The sequence below is a fragment of the Piscinibacter sp. genome, from assembly GCF_050175855.1.
Classification (GTDB): domain Bacteria; phylum Pseudomonadota; class Gammaproteobacteria; order Burkholderiales; family Burkholderiaceae_C; genus Piscinibacter.
Map to the genome: position 1 here is coordinate 1 of NZ_JBFXIO010000391.1, position 4,646 is coordinate 4,646.

3 protein-coding genes and 2 tRNA genes are annotated in these 4,646 nt (G+C 71.5%); 2 read left to right on the top strand and 3 right to left on the bottom strand.

The features are described from left to right. The first annotated feature begins 53 nt into the window (after positions 1 to 53). Both AB7U92_RS22180 and AB7U92_RS22185 read left to right on the top strand, forming a co-directional pair. A tRNA-Pro gene (locus tag AB7U92_RS22180) sits at positions 54 to 130 on the top strand. An 18-nt stretch (positions 131 to 148) separates the two neighbouring features. Next, positions 149 to 225 (top strand) — tRNA-Arg (locus AB7U92_RS22185). A 98-nt stretch (positions 226 to 323) separates the two neighbouring features. Here the strand turns inward: AB7U92_RS22185 and gshA are convergent. From gshA to AB7U92_RS22200, 3 genes are all read right to left on the bottom strand, one after another. Continuing rightward, positions 324 to 1,862 (bottom strand): glutamate--cysteine ligase, encoded by a 1,539-nt coding sequence (gene gshA / locus AB7U92_RS22190; protein ID WP_428582176.1) that lies wholly within the window; start codon positions 1,860 to 1,862, stop codon positions 324 to 326. 197 nt (positions 1,863 to 2,059) lie between these two features. Next, the gene (locus AB7U92_RS22195) at positions 2,060 to 3,424 is read right to left on the bottom strand and encodes a UDP-glucose dehydrogenase family protein (protein WP_428582178.1); all 1,365 of its coding nucleotides are present in this window, start codon (positions 3,422 to 3,424) and stop codon (positions 2,060 to 2,062) included. A gap of 19 nt (positions 3,425 to 3,443) precedes the next feature. Continuing rightward, the coding region (locus AB7U92_RS22200) for an alginate export family protein (protein ID WP_428582180.1) at positions 3,444 to 4,646 on the bottom strand (1,203 nt) is incomplete at its 5' end.

Below are 4,646 nucleotides of genomic sequence, written 5' to 3' on the forward strand. Positions count from 1 at the left end.
TGCGCCGGCGGAAGTCCGCCCCTGAGGGCCGGGCCACTACAATCGCGGCTGTTCGGGGTGTAGCGCAGCCTGGTAGCGCAACTGCTTTGGGAGCAGTGGGTCGGATGTTCGAATCATCTCACCCCGACCATCTCTTTCCGCCTCCGCGCTGCCCGTAGCTCAACTGGATAGAGCAGCTGCCTTCTAAGCAGCAGGTCGGGGGTTCGAGTCCCTCCGGGCAGGCCAGCCGATCGTCCCTCGCGGCGCCGTGCCATGCTTGGGTGTTCGTGCGTTTCGCGTGTCGCAGTGCCCGTCTCGACGGGCACTCCGGCCGGCTCGCCGGTTCAGCCGGTCGAAGGCGTGAGCCGCGCTGCATCGAGGTAGCGCTGCCGGAAGGACTCGAAGGGCTCCCGGTCTGCCGCCTCGGCGGCGCGTTGCGCCTCGATCGATGCCGCGGCCATCGTCCGGAAATGCCGGTCGAGCTCCGCGCTCCAGGGTGCCTCCAGCAACGCACGCTTCGTGGCCGCCGATCGCGATCGCACGAACTGGATGTGCGAGCCGCCGAAGTCGCGTGCCATCGTGTCGAGCACACGTGATGAGGGCAGCGCGCGTGTATCGCCCAGGGCCTCGCTCGCGGCGGTCAGTGCGGCACGGTGCCGCGAGCCTCCCTGCGCGGCATCGAGCGCGCGGGCGATGGGCACGCACTGCTCCAGCACCTCGGCCGCCCACTCCAGCAGCACGACCTCCCGGCCGCCGCGCTCCAGCCGCAGGCCCGGCTCGCGTCCGCGGGCCGCGGTGCGCTCCTGGTTGCGGCCGAGGGCCGCGATCTCGTCGGGCGAATCCGCGGCGCTGGGCGCGAGCAGGCAATGCAGCAGGAACACGTCGAGCAGCGCCACGGCGGGCGCGGCGATGCCCAGCGTCTCGAACGGATCGAGGTCGAGACAGCGCACCTCGATGTACTCCACGCCGCGATCGCGCAGCGCGTGCAGCGGCCGCTCGCCGCTGCGGATCACGCGCTTGGGGCGGATGCTGCCGTAGAACTCGTTCTCGATCTGCAGCAGCGTGGTGGCGAGCTGGTTGTATTCGCCGCCCGGGTTGTGCACGCCGATGGCCTCGTAGGCCGGATAGGCCTGCGTCAGCGCGCCATGCAACGAACGGGCGTAGCTGTCGAGATTGTTGTAGCTGACCGCGAGCGAGGCCTGCGCGTCGCTGCGATAGCCGAGCCGCCCCATGCGCAGAGAGGTCGCGTGCGGCAGCCCGAGGGTGCTTCCGGCCAAGCGCTGGAGCTCGTGCGCACGGCCGGCCACGAAGCTCTCGCAGACCGCCGGCGAGGCGCCCAGCAGCAGCATGGGCACGAAGACGTGTCGACGGAAGTTGCGGATCAGCGAGAAGTAGTCTTCGCTGGTCAGGCCTGGCATCGACCAGTTGTAGTGGATGCCCGAGATCGTCTGCATGCGCCGGCCGTAGCGGTGCCCCAGGCCCATGCGGTAGACGCTCTTGGCGCGGCCGATGTTCGAGCTGCCGTAGCGGCCGATCGGTATCGTCTCGTCGGGCGGTAGCCCGCAGGGCATGCTGGACACCCACATCATCTCGTCGCCCAGCGCGCGCGCCACCGCGGCGTGGATCTGGCGCAGTTCGTCGAGGCACCCCGCGACGCTGCCATGCACGCCGGTGATGAGCTCGAGCTGCGACTCGCTGAAGTCGGTGGTGATGTGCGGATGCGTGAGCGCCGAGCCGAGCGCGGCCGGATGCGGGGTGAGGGCCAGCGAGCCGTCGGCATTGGCGCGCAGGCTCTCCTTCTCGATGCCGCGTTGCACGCCGGTCAATGCGGCGGCCGGCAGTGCCGCAAGCCGGTGCGAGATGTGGCGGGCTGTCTCTCCCATCGGGTCCTTCATGGTCTGCTGTCGGGCCCGGGATGGCCGCGCCGGCCGATCATAGGCACGGGCGCCGGTACCCGTGGCTGCGGGAATGTCCCATGAGAGCGCCGCCCCGGCCGCACTCAGCGGCGTGAGGCCAGGCGTGTCGCGGACTCGGATCGTGGATGCGGGGATCGCCGCTGGGGGAATGCGGCACCCGGCCCTCAGGCCGCCAGCGCCAGCGGCAGCGTGGCCGGGGCGTCGCCCGTGCGCCGGCCGATCGGCAGGTATTCGAAGCCGGCGTCGCGCATCAGCCAGGGGTCGAACAGGTTGCGGCCGTCCACCACCACCGGCTGGCGCAGCAGCACTCGCATGCGCTCGAAGTCGGGCGAGCGGTAGGCCTTCCATTCGGTGACGATCACCAGTGCGTCGGCGCCCTCCAGCGCCTGCATCGGCGTGTCGGCGAAGTGCACGGCGGGCAGAGCGCCGAACAGCCGGCGCGCGCCTGCCATCGCCTCGGGGTCGTGGGCGACGATGCGTGCGCCGCGCGCGGCCAGCTCGGCCACGACCACGCGGCTCGGCGCCTCGCGCAGGTCGTCGGTGTCGGGCTTGAAGGCCAGGCCCCACAGGGCGAAGGTGTAGCCGGATAGGTTCTCGCCGAAGCGCTGCACGACGCGATCGACCAGCACGCGCTTCTGCCGCTCGTTGGCGCGCTCCACCGCCGACAGCACCTGCAGCGGCTCGCCGGCGCCGGCGGCCGCGTGCAGCAGCGCCTTCACGTCCTTGGGGAAGCACGAGCCGCCGTAGCCGCAGCCGGCGTAGAGGAACTGCGCGCCGATGCGCGGGTCGCTGCCGATGCCGCGGCGCACCTGCTCGATGTCGGCGCCGAGCTTCTCGGCCAGCAGCGCCATCTCGTTCATGAAGCTGATGCGCGTGGCCAGCATCGCGTTGGCGGCGTACTTGGTCAGCTCGGCCGAGCGCACGTCCATCAGCACCAGCTTGTCGCGCTGGCGCTGGAAGGGCGCGTACAGCGCCTGCATCAGGAAGCGCGCACGCTCGTCGTCGACGCCGACCACGATGCGATCGGGCCGCATGAAGTCCTCGACGGCCGCGCCTTCCTTGAGGAACTCCGGGTTGGAAACCACGGTGTACGGCACCGTCACGCCGCGCGCGGCCAGCGTGCGGGCGATCTCCTCGCGCACCGCGTCGGCGGTGCCCACCGGCACGGTGCTCTTGTCGATCACGCACTTGTAGTCGGTCATGTGCTCGCCGATGGCGCGCGCGGCGGCCAGCACGTGGCGCATGTCGGCCGAGCCGTCCTCGTCGGGTGGCGTGCCCACGGCGATGAACTGCATCGTGCCGAAGCGCACGCCCTCGTGAACGTCGGTGCCGAAGTGCAGCCGGCCCTGCGCGACGTTGCGGCGGACGATCTCCTCCAGGCCCGGCTCGTAGATCGGGATCTCGCCGCGGCCCAGCCGTGCGATCTTGTCGGCGTCGACGTCGATGCACAGCACGTCGTTGCCCATCTCGGCGAAGCAGGCGCCGGTGACCAGGCCCACGTAGCCCGTTCCCACCACGGTCAGTTTCATCGTCGTTCTCCTCGTCGGGTCAGAAGTTGAGGGCGGCACCGAACTCGATGCCGTGCGCCGGGTCGCGCTCGCCTTCGGCGAAGGCGGTGCCCGGCACGAAGCGCGACCAGCGCAGCGTCATCTCCAGGTGCTTCCATTCGCGGACGGCCAGGAAGACATCGATCTCGCGGCCGATGTCGGTGCTGGTGCCGGCCGGGTCGGCCGACAGCCGCGAGCCGGTCAGCACGGTGGACGGCACCACCTGCCGGTAGCGGTGCGCGATCAGCTCCAGCGAGCTGTTGTCGAACAGGCGGATGCCGGTGGCCAGCGTTCGCACCTCGAGGTTGGACAGCTGCGGATCGAGCAGCTCGCCGTATCGCCGCAGCCGCTTGACGCCGCCGATGCGCGCCTTGTTCTCCTGCAGCCCGGTCTGGCGGAAGTTGGCGTCCAGCGTCGCGCTGCGTTCGCCGCCCGAGCCGCGCGCGAGAGCGGCGCCGATCGACGGCCGCAGCGGTACCGGGAAGGCGAGCACCGCGCCGACGTCGTACGCATGGCCGCGGACCGGGCGGTCGCCGGTGGCGCCTGCCAGGAAGCTGCCGTCGGCTAGCTCGCTGTAGTCGGTCAGCGCTTCGGTGCCGCGCAGCCGCGCCACGTCGGCCCAGTAGGCCAGGCGCGGCCCGACGTCGGGGCGGAACTCGCCGCTGGCACGCAACCCGACCCAGCGCGCGCTCAGGTCACTGGTGTCGAGCGCGTCCTCGTCGATCGCGACGCTGCCCAGCGGCGGGCGGGGCGATCCGTCGCGCTGGTTCAGCCAGAACAGCTCGACGGCATGGCGCCGCGCCGGCCGCCAGCTGGCCTGGCCGAACCAGCGCCGCACGTTGCGCTGGCCCGGCGCGATGCCGCGGTCCTTCGAGGAGACGCGCAGCAGTTCCTGCGCGAGCCCGGTGTCCAGCCGCCAGCCCTGGCCCCGGCCGACGATGCGCACGGCGTCGAGGTCGTCGTCCCACCACCAGGCGCGGCGGTCGATCAGCGGCACGCGCCCGGCCTGCAGCGCGAACGGCGTGCCGCCGAGGCGATCGAAGCGCACCCAGGTCTGGCCGCGCTCGAGCGACTTGTCCTTGGTCGGCTCGGCGGTGCCGGTGCGGCGCTTGTCGATCAGGCCCACGGCCTGCACGAACATCTCGCTGTCGGGCGACGGTGCGGTGCGCGCCTCGAGCTTGATCTCGTGCTCCTGCACGCGGCG

Excerpts from the sequence above, each read along its gene's own strand:
- gshA (WP_428582176.1), bottom strand. The coding sequence starts at position 1,862 with ATGGGAGAGACAGCCCGCCACATCTCGCACCGGCTTGCGGCACTGCCG.
- AB7U92_RS22195 (WP_428582178.1), bottom strand. The coding sequence starts at position 3,424 with ATGAAACTGACCGTGGTGGGAACGGGCTACGTGGGCCTGGTCACCGGC.